The 14177-nt window shown below is 41.5% G+C and carries 11 protein-coding genes; 7 read left to right on the top strand and 4 right to left on the bottom strand.

From position 1 onward, the window contains the following. Window positions 1–141: 141 nt before the first annotated feature. Window positions 142–312, bottom strand: coding sequence for a response regulator (locus QM629_RS19355; protein ID WP_415161556.1), 171 nt, complete (start codon window positions 310–312; stop codon window positions 142–144). A 180-nt stretch (window positions 313–492) separates the two neighbouring features. Between QM629_RS19355 and QM629_RS19350 the strand changes: the two genes are divergently transcribed. Further along, window positions 493–2922 carry an outer membrane beta-barrel protein gene (locus QM629_RS19350; RefSeq protein ID WP_415161555.1) on the top strand — a complete coding sequence of 810 codons (2430 nt, stop codon included), beginning with the start codon at window positions 493–495 and terminating at the stop codon, window positions 2920–2922. A gap of 93 nt (window positions 2923–3015) precedes the next feature. On the opposite strand, the gene QM629_RS19345 is transcribed toward QM629_RS19350, so the two are convergent. Continuing rightward, the gene (locus QM629_RS19345; RefSeq protein ID WP_415161554.1) at window positions 3016–3216 is read right to left on the bottom strand and encodes a FeoA family protein; all 201 of its coding nucleotides are present in this window, start codon (window positions 3214–3216) and stop codon (window positions 3016–3018) included. Window positions 3217–3393: 177 nt separating this feature from the next. Here QM629_RS19345 and QM629_RS19340 point away from each other — a divergent pair, with 177 nt between their 5' ends. The 5 genes from QM629_RS19340 to hpt all read left to right on the top strand — a co-directional run bounded on the left by QM629_RS19340 (window position 3394) and on the right by hpt (window position 7628). Beyond that, window positions 3394–3900 carry a YkgJ family cysteine cluster protein gene (locus QM629_RS19340; protein ID WP_415161553.1) on the top strand — a complete coding sequence of 169 codons (507 nt, stop codon included), beginning with the start codon at window positions 3394–3396 and terminating at the stop codon, window positions 3898–3900. A 66-nt stretch (window positions 3901–3966) separates the two neighbouring features. After that, window positions 3967–5433 carry a sodium:solute symporter gene (locus tag QM629_RS19335; protein WP_415161552.1) on the top strand — a complete coding sequence of 489 codons (1467 nt, stop codon included), beginning with the start codon at window positions 3967–3969 and terminating at the stop codon, window positions 5431–5433. Then, the gene (locus QM629_RS19330) at window positions 5420–6061 is read left to right on the top strand and encodes an O-methyltransferase (RefSeq protein ID WP_415161551.1); all 642 of its coding nucleotides are present in this window, start codon (window positions 5420–5422) and stop codon (window positions 6059–6061) included. The genes QM629_RS19335 and QM629_RS19330 overlap by 14 nt, the downstream gene beginning before the upstream one ends. Continuing rightward, window positions 6061–7056: a glucosaminidase domain-containing protein gene (locus QM629_RS19325; protein WP_415161550.1), complete on the top strand. Its 996-nt coding sequence runs from the start codon at window positions 6061–6063 to the stop codon at window positions 7054–7056. The genes QM629_RS19330 and QM629_RS19325 overlap by 1 nt, the downstream gene beginning before the upstream one ends. Before the next feature lie 35 nt (window positions 7057–7091). Continuing rightward, the gene (gene hpt / locus QM629_RS19320; protein WP_415161549.1) at window positions 7092–7628 is read left to right on the top strand and encodes a hypoxanthine phosphoribosyltransferase; all 537 of its coding nucleotides are present in this window, start codon (window positions 7092–7094) and stop codon (window positions 7626–7628) included. Between the two features lie 955 nt (window positions 7629–8583). On the opposite strand, the gene QM629_RS19315 is transcribed toward hpt, so the two are convergent. Together QM629_RS19315 and QM629_RS19310 are read right to left on the bottom strand one after the other, a co-directional pair. Continuing rightward, the gene (locus QM629_RS19315; RefSeq protein WP_415161548.1) at window positions 8584–11202 is read right to left on the bottom strand and encodes an MGH1-like glycoside hydrolase domain-containing protein; all 2619 of its coding nucleotides are present in this window, start codon (window positions 11200–11202) and stop codon (window positions 8584–8586) included. A gap of 73 nt (window positions 11203–11275) precedes the next feature. Beyond that, the gene (locus QM629_RS19310; RefSeq protein ID WP_415161547.1) at window positions 11276–12958 is read right to left on the bottom strand and encodes an NAD+ synthase; all 1683 of its coding nucleotides are present in this window, start codon (window positions 12956–12958) and stop codon (window positions 11276–11278) included. Window positions 12959–13023: 65 nt separating this feature from the next. Between QM629_RS19310 and QM629_RS19305 the strand changes: the two genes are divergently transcribed. Beyond that, window positions 13024–14031, top strand: coding sequence for a hypothetical protein (locus QM629_RS19305; protein ID WP_415161546.1), 1008 nt, complete (start codon window positions 13024–13026; stop codon window positions 14029–14031). Window positions 14032–14177 lie beyond the last annotated feature (146 nt).

Genomic DNA, 14177 nt, shown 5'->3' with positions numbered 1-14177 from the left:
TACCAGTATTTTGAGGAGTTTCAATCGGCAATTGAGCAGTTCTTCTCTAATCTCGAATATCAATTGGATGAGCTGATATCTTTACTACAATTTAATTTCGGAATTATTAAAGCAACTTAGTATAATTACTTTTTGTCTTACCTAATCAAATTCATGTACCAACCAAGAAGGGCTATGCCACAGGTTTGATTTAATGGTCCTGCAAAACGCAAAGCCGTCCATTTCCGGCATCATCACATCACAGATAATTAGCCGTACGTTCTCTGCTTGTAGTATGTTTAATATTTCTTTATCGTTTTGGGTTCTTACCAGAAAAATATTTTATAACTCTCCGGCAACAGGTTTTTAATACCCTTTTTCCTGTTTGCGTAAATATCTTTTTCCAATCGGGCGGGTACTGGTTTCTTTATACAAATACCTTTGGCGGCCGGCATGCGGTTAATGGCGCCAAACAGTATTTATTTTCAATAAAAAATTATATTCCACGGTAAAATGAAACATGTTTTTTTCATAGCGGTTTTATTAATCCTGCAGGAAAGATATGCCTGGTCGCAGCAAACATCTTCACTGCAAATAAATATTGCCGGCGTTATAGTTGATTCATTATCTAAAAAGCCGGTTGCATACGCCACTGTTAATTTACTTGACACCACCAATAACATTGTAGCTTCAGGATATGCCGGCGAAAGCGGCACCTTTGCTTTACGCTTTAACAGGCAGGGAAATTATATGGCTGAAATAACGGCTGTTGGCTATCGCGCTATGCGGGCGCCGGTGGTTATAAAATCGGCCGCTGCATCAGTAAATGTTGGGCAGGTGGCCATAGCGTCTTCCGCCGGTGCTTTGGAAGATGTGACAGTAACATCAGGCAGAAAACTTGTGGAGCAAAAGCCGGGCATGCTGATATATAATGCAGAGAATGATGTATCAAATAAAGGCGGAACAGCGGCCGATGTACTGCGCAAGGCGCCTGTATTGAATGTGGATGCACAGGGCAATGTAAGCATGCGTGGCAGCGATAAATTAAAGATACTGATAAATGGAAAATATTCCGGGCAAATGGCGCGCAGCCCGGCAGATGCGCTGAACATGATGTCTGCCGATATTGTAAAGTCTGTTGAAATTATTACCACGCCTTCTGCCAAATATGATGCGGAAGGCGCTGCCGGTGTTATTAATATCATCACGAAAAAGGGGCGTAAAGAGTTTAACGGTACTATAGAAGCTGTTGGCAGCAATTATAACCAGATGATCAACCCGAGGCTTTCGTTTGGCGCGGGTAAATGGAATTTTAATTTCACCGGGCATTTGCACCAGTTGCGGAAAAAAGAAAGATTTTTTTTAAACCGCATTCAAAAAGCAGATGATACAACCGCTTTTATATTAAACCAGCAAACGGAAAAAGACAATACAGCGCCGCATTGCTCTGCAGATATGAGCCTTGTGTATGCGGCCGATTCGATGAACGAGCTAAGCCTGGGCTTTGTGGGCTGGATGGGCAAATGGCCCGATGATAATACCATTTTTACTGCCGTAAAGCTGCCTGACGGAACCATAAGCGAAGAATATTTGCAAAGCACAAGATCATCAGATAAATTTTTGGGCGGCGATTTTAATATAAGCTACGACAGGAAGTTTAAAAAGCCCGGCCGGGAGCTTAACCTGCTCATACAGTTTTCCCCCTCAAGGGCCCGTACCGGCTACCACCTGGGCCAGCAGAGTAAAACGGAAACATTGCTGTACCAGGAAACAAACAAAGGCTTTACCAATAACAGGGAATGGACGGTTCAGTTAGACTATAACCAGCCTTTGGCAGGCAGGCATAGTTTTGAAACAGGGCTTAAGATTATTACCCGCAATGTTACCAACAGGTACGATGTGTCTGCTTCTTCTGATACAGTGCCCGGCATTCTGGTTGCCCAGCCTTTGCGCTCAGACGTTTTTATGTATGGCCAGGATGTATATACCGCTTATGCCTTATTAAAGCTGAACCTTTCTCATAACTGGTATGTTGAAGCCGGCGCCCGGGTGGAAGAAACAAACATTAATGGCAGCTTTAAATACAATGGAGACCCGTTTGAAAACAATTTCACCAATTTTATACCTACCGCTACCATCACCAGAAAAATAAATGGCGCACAAAGCCTTGGCCTCAGTTACACAAAACGGCTTACCAGGCCTTATATATGGGACCTTAACCCCAATGCCGATGCAAGCGACCCTAAAAATATTGTAACCGGAAACCCTGGCCTTCGCCCTGAACTGGCGCACCAGGCAGAGATAACATACAGCATAAACGGTGGCGCTGCATTCTTTATAAATACGGCCCTGTTCTGGAAGCAGACCAATAACGCCATGATTGATTTTACTACTACCAGCGCCAGCGGCATATCCGTAACCAGTAAACAAAACCTTGCAGCCAATAAACAATATGGCCTGAATGTTTCTTACAGCGTATCTGTTTCGGAGCACCTGAGCATAAACGGCAATATAAACACCAGTTATCTTGATTACAGCAGCAAGGCGCTGCAGGTGTTTAGCGAAGGGTGGGCGGCAGATGCGGCCATGAACATAATATGCAAACTGCCCCAAAATTATATGCTGCAATTGTTTGGCGAATACGATACCCGCAAGGTTACCCTGCAGGGTTATAAAACCAACAGCTATTATTATAACCTGGCTGTTAAGAAAGCTATTACCAGCAGAAAGATAACAATTATAGCATCGCTTATTAATCCATTCTCTGCTTATATTCCTCAAACCAGCTTTATAAAGGCGGATACATTTGAATCTGCAATGGAAAGCAGGTATTATTCAAGAGAGTTTAAGCTTGCCCTTAACTGGGAACTTGGAAATGCCTTCCGCCAAAAGGAAAAAAAGAAGGTTACAAATGATGATATCAATGATAAGGGCAAAGGCTAAATGGCAGTGTAGCGGCCTTATTCAAATCTTGTTTAGATATGGCATATCATCGTTCTGAGGTTTCGCTGTATTACCGCTTGTGGTGCACGCTATTTATACCACAAAAATGTTTTCTGAAAACCTTTCGCTTACGGTTGATTTTTTACCATTTACCTCAATTTCCAAAGTGCCGTCAAAATCCTGCCGGCTTATAACCTTTATCCTGCTGCTTATGCCCGGGCCAACTTTTACAACATATTGCAGAAAGGCAACACTGTTATCCTTTACAGCTACCAGCCTGCAGGTTTTGCCCACAGGCTGGCTAAAACCAGTTAAAAAACAGCTTATTCATCCCAATGCTAAGGCATTGTGAGTTAATTAAAAATCGTTATCCCGAATTCACGTTATTTATTTTTTGCTGTTGCTATTGATGATAGCGGCTTACATTCGCCGGCAAAAATATTCAATATTCAAGCCAGGTGATTAATAAACATGCAGCCGGTAAATTTTCATTCATTCAGAAAAAAAGTAGGCCTTTATAAAAAGCAGTTTAAGCGTTATTTGCGGCAGGTGCAGAAAATAAAACCGCAGGGCCTTGACGATCTTGCTGAACAAATTAATACAGAGGTTTGGCAGGAAATTGATTGTTTGTCATGCGCCAATTGCTGCAAAAAAATGACGCCGACATTTACGGCCGAAGACATTCGCCGTATTGCAAAACACCTGCATATACGCCCAAGAGATTTTAAAGAGCGATGGCTTAAGTATGATAAAAAAGATGATGACTGGGTGAATGTAAACCAGCCCTGCCAGTTTCTTGATCTTGCTACGAATATGTGCTCTATATATGAAGTGCGGCCGGCTGACTGCGCCGGTTTTCCGCATCTTGCAAAAAAGAAAATGGTTGATTATATGCATGTGCATGAACAGAACATTGAATACTGCCCGGCTACTTTTAAAATGGTGGAGAAGATGATGGAAAAAATAAAAATAGGATAATGGTTATGCTAAAATTTCCCCGCTATACATGAATCCTGTATTTTGCTAAACTAATACCGCAATCGCATGTCCCCATACTTTTTGTTTGGTTTTGTGTTGGTTTATTTTTTACTGCTGCTCGGCGTTGCATGGCGCACCAGCCGCAATGCTGATAACAATTCCTTCTTTATAGGCAACCGCAACAGTAACTGGATGCTGGTTGCTTTTGGCATGATTGGCACTTCCTTAAGCGGTGTCACATTTGTTAGCGTGCCAGGCACGGTGGGCAGCAACAATTTTGGTTATTTTCAGGTGGTGACAGGCAATTTTATCGGATATTGTTTGATAGCATTTATACTGCTGCCTTTGTATTATAAAATGCAGGTAACATCCATCTATAACTACCTGCTTAACCGCTTTGGGAAAGTATCGTATAAAACAGGCGCTTTGTTTTTTATTATTTCGAGGATATTGGGTGCAACGGCGAGATTATATCTGGTAATAAATGTGCTGCAGATATTCATTCTTGATAACATGCACGTGCCTTTCTGGCTTACCACATTTGTAATTCTTTTGATGATACTGCTATATACATTTGAAGGCGGCGTAAAAACTATTGTGTTTACTGATATGCTGCAAACAACCTGCATGCTGCTTGGCCTGGTTATCTGTATTTATTTCATAATGGATATGATGCATTTTTCTTTCAGCGATGCGCTGCAGTTGCTCCATGCAAAAAATTATACAAAGGTCTTTAATACGGATATGAAAAGCGGTTCTTTCTTTATAAAGCAAATAATAGGCGGCGCATTTTTAACCGTGGGCATGACGGGCCTTGACCAGGAAATGATGCAGAAGAATATTAGTGTAAGAACGCTGAAAGGCTCACAAACAAACATGATGACCTTCAGCCTTATTTCTGTTGGCGTAAACTTTTTATTCCTGTTTCTGGGCGGATTGCTTTACCTGTTTGCTGCGTCACGGCATATTGACATACAGGGCGATGATTTATTTCCCACCGTTGCGTTAAATTACCTGCCGCCCTTTGTAGCCATCATCTTTATTATTGGATTAATATCCGCTTTATTCCCCAGCGCCGACGGCGCTTTAACAGCGCTTACATCTTCTTTCTGTATTGATATTTTAGGGTTGCGGCGCAACATATCGCTTACAGAAAAGCAAACAAAAAAAACAAGGATAGCGGTGCATATAACATTTGCATTGATATTCTTTTTGTGCATTATGATATTTAAATGGATTAATGATAAGTCAATCATTAATGTAATACTTATTGTGGCCGGCTATACGTACGGGCCTTTGCTTGGCTTATTTGCTTTTGGCATTTTTACAAAAAGGGCATTGCCCCAAAATGCGCGCATGGTAATAGTTTGCATAGCGGCGCCGGTTATTACTTACATGCTAAGCGCTAACGCCATCAAATGGTTTAATGGTTATGCCATAGGATTAGAGTTGTTACTTATTAACGGCTTGCTTACCTTTGCCGGGCTTTTATCTGTTTCAAAACCGGCCGCCCCAACAAATGCAGTGGATTGATAAACTTGCTGAAGACTACGCATCAACACATACATCGCCATTGGATGATGTGCTGATGAAAATATATGAGGATACGATGGCCAGCCATCCTCATGCGCACATGATAAGCGGCCCCGTGCAGGGTAAGTTCCTTGAATGTATAAGTTCGCTGCTTCAGCCCAAATATATTTTAGAGATTGGCACCTTTACCGGCTTCAGTGCAATATGCCTGGCCGCCGGCCTGCAGGCCGGCGGCGAACTGCATACAATAGAGCTGCGGGAAGAGGATGCTGACACGGCATGGAAAAATATTACGGCAGCAGGCATGAACGATAAAATACATCTGCACACAGGCGACGCCAGGGAGATTGTAAAAACATTGCCTCACCGGTGGGACCTTGTTTTTATAGATGCTGATAAAACTTCTTACATAACATACTATGAAGAGGCTGTGATGCGTTTAAGTGAACGCGGGCTTATACTGGCAGATAACGTTCTGTTCCATGGCGAGGTTTTAGAAGAAAAGACTGATGGTAAAAGTGCAAAAGCCATTGCACAATTCAATAATCATGTTTTAAGTGATCAGCGCACCGAACAGGTTTTATTAACGATACGGGATGGGTTGCTGCTGATTAAAAAGAAATCCTGATGAAGAAGCTACTTCCTGTTTTATTTTTTGCTGCTGCTGCACTCAGCTCAGAAGCACAAAACAATGAAGCCGTTGCGGCATATATTGCGCAATACAGGCAACTGGCTATTGATGAAATGATCCGCACGGGCGTGCCTGCTTCCATTACATTGGCGCAGGGCATACTGGAATCCAGTGCAGGGCAGTCTGACCTTACGATACAATCCAACAACCATTTTGGCATTAAATGTAAAACAGACTGGACGGGCAATTGCGTTTATCATGATGATGATATAAAGCATGAATGTTTCAGAAGCTATTCCTGCGCGGAGGATTCTTACCGCGACCATTCTGATTTTTTAAAAACAAGGCCCAATTATGCTTCTTTATTTGATATAGATGCCACAGACTATAAAAGCTGGGCTTATGGTTTAAAAGAGGCGGGTTATGCCACCAATCCTGTATATGCCATTTCCCTTATCAGCACGATAGAAAAATATGGTTTGCAGGATGTAACGATAGCGGGCCTGCAGCAAAGCCACCAGGTTATTATTGCTGCGGCCCCGTTTAAAATGCAGGAAGAAACAGCTTTTGATAATGTAACCGGGAGTGGGGCGGCACAAATGGCGAATAAAGAACCTGCAGAAGATGTGGCAACGTATCCTGATGGCGTTTTTACTATTAACAGGGCCAAAGTTATTTATGCAAAGGCAGGCGCTTCGCTGCTTGCCATTGCCAATAAATACAATATTGCTTATGGAAAACTGCTTGCTTTTAACGATCTTGACAATGGCGATATTTTAAGTACCGGTATGCTTGTTTACCTGGAAAAGAAACCAAAGCGTGGTTCCAAAGACTATCATATAGCGCTGCCCAACGAAAACCTGTTCGCCATTGCACAAAATGAAGGGGTGCAGTTACAAAGCCTTCTGGCATATAATAATCTCCCTAAAAACATACAGCTAAAGGCCGGCGATAAAATTATATTGCGCACAGAAAGCAGAAAGCTGTTTTGATTGCATTAGTTTGCAGCTAAAACCTATTTTAGCTTATGCAGGAAATTAATGTGCTTGATAAAACTTTTACTTCTTATATAAGCATAGCCGATATTGAAGCTTCTGTAAAAAAAATAGCTGAGGCCATCAGCGCTGATTATGCCGGCAAAATCCCTTTGTTCATTGCCATACTAAACGGCTCTTTTATGTTTGCCGCGGAGCTTTTTAAATGGCTTGCCATTCCTGCCGAAATTTCTTTTATCAAGCTGGCTTCTTATAAAGGCACCATCTCATCCGGCCACATAATTACTTCCATTGGCCTTGATGTGGAGGTAAAAGACAGGCATGTTATTATACTGGAAGACATTCTTGATACAGGCAAAACATTGCATAGCTTTTTGCCGCAACTGTATAATATGAGCCCAGCCTCGTTAAAGATAGCAGCCCTGCTACATAAGCCTGAAGCCACCATTTATGATGTGCCGCTTCATTATAACGGCTTTAAAATACCTGATAAATTTGTGGTGGGCTTTGGTTTGGATTATAATGGCTATGGCAGGAATATGCCGGCTATTTACCAGTTGAAGGAATGAATTGCCGCGAGCATTGGTTGCAGCAAATAAAACAGAAGCATTATGCTGGCTATAATTTCGACTTCGCTCAATGACAGCAATCCGTCCTCGACTCCGCTCGGACGGGCTGTAAACATCATTCTATCGCAACAGGCATTTCAATCAATAAAAAGAGGTTCTTCCTACGCTTCGGCACAAACATAAGAGTTCCTATGTTTGAAAGACAGCCTCATCCGAAATTTTAATATGCGGCTCCGAAGGAGCCGTAATTATTCCTTACCCGTGGGTTTCACTGCAAAGAGGTTGCTCCTCCGGAGCCTTATCAAAAAACTTTGCAACCCCGCCCACAGGTATGTTTTAATTATATTATGAGGATTCCGTCAAATGATTTAAAAAGTGTAAACTTCAATGATTTATTATTAATATACTCAGAAAAAATTGAGTGATATTATATTGGGGTTTAAAAGATAAATTTCCCAACTGTAACTATAAAGTTCTATAGATACCTGCTATCATACTTTTCAGTTGTAATAATCCTTCAAATGAAAGGAAATTGAATGTTGAAAAGCCTGTAGTTGATACAATAATCAATGACTATAAAAAATAATAACAGAGCGGAACAAGCACCTGCCGGAAAGTAAACCACGTTAGTTACAAAGATTGATACATTTGTCCTTTTTGCTATCATAACTATCATTAATGAGTAACTGTTATCTTAAAAAAATTATCAGCGTTATTTTCTTATAGCATTTATATCTGCAGCAACGGCTCAAAGAGCAATAGAACCAAAGGCTGATACAGACTGGGTGAAACCTTATCCGCCTTTTAAGATTGCAGGTAATTTATAGTACGCTGGCATAAGCCCTGGCGAAATGGACGCATATAATCCTTTGGCGTTTATTGATCAGAAAGGTTATAATAATGCGTTAAGCGGGTTGCAGGGGCAATACAACGAAAAATTAAAGCAGGATGCCAATTACAATTTACCGCCATATTCACTAATCAATTCCGCCATGAGCGCCGTCCAGCCGGTTTGGTGCGAAGCGCCCAGGCCTTTGCCGCTATCGCCGTGAAAATATTCATAAAACAAAACCAGGTGCTCATTTTCCGGCCTCTTATAAAACCAGTTGTATGTATCATATATTTTGCGGTTGCCTTCTGCATCTTTTTCAAATAAACTTATTACACGGCGGGTAAGCTCATCGGCTACCTGCTCCAGGTTCATTTGTATGCCCGATCCTGCAGGGCATTCCACCATTAAACTGTCGCCATAAAATTTTCCATACTTGCGTATGGATTGAATGATGAGGAAGTTGATGGGCATCCACACCGGGCCGCGCCAGTTGCTGTTGCCGCCAAACATATTGGAAGTGCTGTCGCCGGGATCGTAGTGAATAGTATAACCAATGCCATCCACCGTAGTGGAATAGGGATGTTCCAGGTGAAATTTTGAAAGGGCCCTTATGCCGCCTTCGGAAAGAAATTCCTTTTCGTCCAGCAGATAATTCAGCAGCTTAACGAGCCTTTCCCTGCGTACCAGTGAAAGTAAAATTTCAGCGTCCTCGCTGCGCTCTTCATTCGGCCAGAATTTATTATTTACAATACGATAGTGCTCAAACCAGGTGATGCGTTTTTTGAAATCCCTTAATTTATTTAATTCCCAGGAATAGATATTGGATACAGCGAATAAGGGGCTTAAGCCAACAATGGAACGGATGCGCAAAGGCGAGGGATCTGCACCAGCTACGTTCAGCACATCATAAAAAAAACTGTCCTCCGCATTCCATAAATTATGTTCATTCAAGGCTTCGGCTATAAAAACAAAATGCTCAAAAAATTTGGTAGCTGTATCTTCAAAAGCATTATCGTGCAATGCAATTTCAATGGCAATATCCATCATGTTCAATGCATACATGCCCATCCAGCTTGTGCCGTCAGCCTGCTCTAACTGTATATTGCCCTGCTCGCTGAAGCTGCGGTTGAACACACCAATGTTATCAAGCCCGAGGAAACCGCCCTCAAAAATGTTATTGCCTTTGCGGTCTTTCCGGTTTATCCACCAGGTAAAATTGATAAGCAGCTTTTGAAAAACCTTTTTTAGAAACTGTACATCTTTTTTGCCGGTTTGCTTCTCTTCAATGTAATAAACCTGCAATGCCGCCCAGGCCTGCACCGGTGGGTTCACATCGCTGAAATTCCATTCGTAAGCAGGTAACTGCCCGTCGGGTTTCATATACCATTCCCGCATAATGAGCAGCAACTGGTGCTTGGCAAAATTGGCATCGGCTACAGCCAGCGAAATGGTTTGAAAAGCCAGATCCCATGCGGCATACCAGGGATATTCCCATTTGTCGGGCATGCTGATGATATCCTGGTTTTTTAAATGTTTCCAGTCGCTGTTGCGGCCGTTGGCTTTGGATGTGCTTGCCGGTGTAATGCCATCGCCCGTGTTAAGCCATCGTTCCACATCGTAATGATAATATTGCTTTGTCCAGAACATGCCTGCCAGCGCCTGCCGCTGTATATTGGCAAGCTCATCGTTTATTTTTTTAGGAAGAATGGTTTTGTAGAATGCATCCGCTTCTTTTTTCCGCCTGCTGAAAATATGCTCAAAGCCTTTGGGGAATGGTTTCTTTAAAAGCGTATTATTAAACCGGCAATAAATAGTTTTTGTTTCGCCGGCTTCAACAGTTAAATTATATACGGCGGCAAACTTTGTTCCCGTTTTTCTTCTTCGTAAATCCGTAATATTTTGCTTTTGAATAACCGCCCGGTGAAAAGCGTCTTTTGTAAATACGGATTTATTGGGAACGCCTGTTACAATTTCCGTATTGGTTTCATTATCTGTGAACCACCTGTCATCCGCATTTAAAAAATACAGGTAATTTGTTTTAAGCCTGTAATGACTGGTAATAACTGCATTCCTGTTTAGCAATGTGATGGATGGTATATCAGAGCCCGGTGTATGCTGCCACCGGTTATAGAAAAACAAAGTGGGTAAAACAGTTACAGGCGCCGCGGCCGTAAAGCGGTTGGTTATATCTATCTTAATGAAAATGTCTTCCTCATCTTCCTTTGCATAAGTTATTAAAACATCAAAATATTCGTTGTTGTTAAATATGCCTGTATCCAGTATTTCATATTCAGGCTCAAGCTTCGACCTGTTGCGGTTTTCCGTTCTTAATTGTTCATAAGGAAATAGTTGGTGTGGGTATTTATACAAATACTCCATGTACGTGTGCGTGGGCAAATTATCAAGATAATAATACAGTTCTTTTACATCTTCCCCATGGTTGCCTTCATAATTTGCCAGGCCAAAAAGGCGCTCTTTTAATATGGGGTCTTTGCCATTCCATAAGGCAACGTAAAAACAAAGGTTTTGATAATAATCGGAGATGCCTGCAAGCCCGTCTTCGCCCCAGCGATAGGTTCTGCAATGTGCATGGTCAAAAGGAAAATAATGCCAGGCATCGCCATCGGGGCTGTAGTCTTCCCGCACGGTGGCCCATTGCCTTTCGCTTAAATAAGGCCCCCATTTTGCAAGCGACACCGGCTTGTTTGCATTTTCTTCGAGCCTTTTTAATTCATCAATCATATATCAAACTTAATAAGTGGGTTGTGAATGGTGAGCAGCTGTCATCATATTAATAACCACAGAAAATAAAATTTCACGAAAGATATTTACCCACAATAGGTACGCGCCTGCCCACGCCGAATGCTTTTTCTGATATGCGGATAATGGGGCAAAACTGGTTGCGCTTATACTCATTCGTGTTTACAAGCTTTAATGTGCGGTCCACAGTATCGCTGTCAAATCCCAAGGCTTTTATTTCATTGGGGCCAAGCCTGCGCTCTATGTATTGATATAAAATGGAATCAAGAACAGCGTAATCAGGCAGGCTGTCTGAATCTTTTTGATCAGGCCTTAATTCAGCGCTTGGCGCTTTTATTAAAATATTATTTGGAATAATTTCTTTATCACGGTTAATATACTGCGCTAATGCATACACCTGCGATTTATAACAATCGCCCAATACACTAAGGCCGCCAGCCATGTCTCCATACAAAGTGCCATAGCCGGTTGATAGTTCGCTTTTGTTGGATGTATTTAATAAGATGTAACCCAATTTATTAGCTATTGCCATTAACAGATTGCCTCTTATGCGGCTTTGAATATTTTCTTCTGCCACAGAAAAAGGAAGGCTTTTGAACAAAGGCTGCAATGTTTCTAAAAACGATTCATAGATTGAATTAATGCGGATGATATCGTAAGGATTGTTCAAATTCTTACTTAGCTGTTCGGCATCGTTTACAGAATGTTCTGTTGAATAAGGCGAAGGCATTAAAACAGCCCTTACATTTTCAGAGCCTAATGCCTGGCAGGCAAGCGTTAAAACCAAAGCGCTGTCAATACCGCCGGAAGAGCCAAGGATGGCTTTTGTAAAACCCATCTTTTTAAAATAATCGCGAATGCCCAGCAGCAGCGCTTCATGTATCATTCCAAGATTTAATTCAGGCTGAAATTCTTTTATAAAAAGTTCTGTATCGGGTAAGTATTCAGCCCGCTCTATAACCGGCGCATCAATAGTGCCATCGTCATTCAGCACAATGGTTTCAAGCGCTTCTTTAAACATGGGCAACATTTTGCAAAGGTTTCCATCTTTATCAAACACAAGCGAAGTGCCGTCAAACACAATCTCCGTCTGGCTGCCCACTGTATTACAGTAAAACATCGGCAGCTTATATTTTAGTACGTTTGATTTTATAACGGCCTTTCGGTCTTCATTATGCGTATAATCAAAAGGAGAAGCGCTTATGTTAAGCATTAAATCAGGCGCTTGTGTGATTAATGCATCCATCGGGCATATACGGTATAACGGGTTATCGCCAAGGTTCCAGATGTCTTCGCAAATAGTTATTGCCAGCTTTTTGCCTTTAAACTCCACAACATTCCAGTCAAAAGCCGGTTCAAAATAGCGGTATTCATCAAACACATCATAAGTAGGCAGCAAAGTTTTGTGTATCTCCGCTTTAATTTCTTTTTCATATAAAAAGAAAGCGGCATTAAAAAGATCCTTGCCTTCAAATTTTGGGTTGCGTGCCGGCGAACCAATAACCACGCCGATTGTATCTGCATGTTCTTTAATTATATCAACCACGTTGTAACATTTATTGATAAAATCGCTGAACTCCAGAAAATCTCTTGGCGGATATCCGCAAACGCACAATTCGCTGAATAAAATAAGATCGGAACCCTGCTGTTTTGCCTGCTTTATGCCATCAATAATTTTTTCCGTATTGCTTTCAAAATTGCCTATATGATAGTTTTGCTGTGCTATTGTAATCTTCATGCTGTAAAGTTCGTTTAAAATAAATATTAACAACCTGCTTGCGTAGCAAGTAATTTATTTGCAATATGAAATTTTTTGCCGCCGCATTTTTTTGTTTGCTGTTATTTGCCTGCAATCAAAAGAAACCAGCGCCCGACGTTTCCAATATTAAAGTTGATGTACAGCTATTGCGTTTTGATAAAGACCTGTTTTCAATTGATACCAGTAGTGTTGAAAGTGCTTTGAATGCCCTTCAGAAAAAGTATGGTTCTTTTCTGAATGATTATTTATACAATATAATGGTGCTGCCACCACAGCGAGACAGCGTTGCGAAAAAAATAAAAATGTTCCTGCACGATTATCGCTTTGTTTATGATATAGCTCAAAAAAACTTCGCTGATTTTGATAATGAATTTAAAGGCATAAAGAAAGGCCTGCAATATGCGAAGTATTACTTCCCTGAATATAAAACACCGGCAAACGTCATAACTTTTATAGGGCCGGTAGAAGGTTATGCCAATGTGCTTACTGCAAGCGGGCTTGCTGTGGGTTTGCAATTATACCTTGGCGAAGATTTTCCTGTGTATCATTCAGAATTTATAACGAATGTTTATCCCGATTACCAGCAGCGCAGGTTTAAGCCTGCTTATATTGCCGTTAACTGCATGAAGAATATTGTAAGCGATATTTATCCTGAAAAGAACGGCAGCGACCCGCTGGTATATCAAATGATTGATGCGGGTAAAAGATTATACCTGCTCGATCATTTTTTACCGCAGCTTGCAGACAGCTTAAAAACAGGTTATACGCAAAAGCAATTAGACGGCTGTTATGATAATGAGGCCGGTATATGGAATTATTTTGTCCGGAATAATTTATTGTTTATAACTGATCCTTTGCAGGTAAGGGATTATATGCAGGACGGGCCTTACACAGAAGTTTTAGGGCAGGCTTCACCGGGATTTATAGGTCAGTTTATTGGCTGGCAGATTGTAAGGAAATGGATGAATAAAAATCCTCAAATTACATTGCCGCAATTGATTGATGTGCCCGAAAAGAAAATATATGATGAGGCGAAGTATAAGCCGAGGTAGGAGAGGGGCTGTGAGCTGTGAGCTGTGAGCTGTGAGCTGTGAGCTGTGAGTGTGAGTGTGAGTGTGAGTGTGAGTGTGAGTGTGAGTGTGAGTGTGAGTGTGAGTGTGAGTGTGAGTGTGAGTGTGAAAAATTAAGGTGACTCGTC

Source organism: Parafilimonas sp., from assembly GCF_047606085.1.
Taxonomy (GTDB): Bacteria; Bacteroidota; Bacteroidia; order Chitinophagales; family Chitinophagaceae; genus Parafilimonas.
This window is presented reverse-complemented; position numbering and strand designations above follow the sequence as displayed.